This window comes from Komagataeibacter intermedius TF2 (assembly GCF_000964425.1).
In the GTDB taxonomy this organism is placed as follows: Bacteria; Pseudomonadota; Alphaproteobacteria; order Acetobacterales; family Acetobacteraceae; genus Komagataeibacter; species Komagataeibacter intermedius.
In genome coordinates, this window is sequence record NZ_BANF01000904.1 from 1 (window position 1) to 554 (window position 554).

At 64.1% G+C, this 554-nt stretch carries 1 protein-coding gene; it reads left to right on the forward strand.

All coding sequences use genetic code 11. From position 1 onward, the window contains the following. Positions 1-554: hypothetical protein (locus B7449_RS20890; RefSeq protein WP_048884139.1), on the forward strand; the 554-nt coding region annotated here is incomplete at both ends.

Here is a 554-nt window from a genome sequence, read left to right on the forward strand (position 1 = left end):
ACAGCAGGCACGTCCGACAGCGATGCGCTCGAGACCCTATACCAGCAGTCATGGGGCTATGCGGCAGCCCAGAACGCCGAGGCGCTGGGCGTCAATCCATCAGCGCTTGCCGCGACCTGCGTGGTGGAATCCGGCTGCCAGAACCTCTACACGGCCGGAAACGGCAGTACGATCACCGGCGCGTTCCAGATGAGCAACGGGACCTACAGCCAGACCCTTGAAGAGGCACTGGCCGCAGACCCCTCGCTGGCCTCATCCATCACCAGCGGCACGGCGGGCCAGCAGGACCCGGCGACGCAGGCGGTGGCTGCGGCGCAGTATCTCAAGGATGCCGCGACCAGTCTGCAGCACAGCGGCATCAGTAACCCGACAGCCCTTGATGCCCGGGCCTATTATAACTTTGGCCCGAGCGCGGGTGCTGAAATCGCGACGGCCGACGACAGCAGCCTCATGTCGTCCTACATATCGAGCACGGCGATGTCGGGGAACAATATCAGTTCAACCACCACGGTCGGCCAATGGCGCGCGGCAGTCGCAGCAAAAATGGGCAGTGC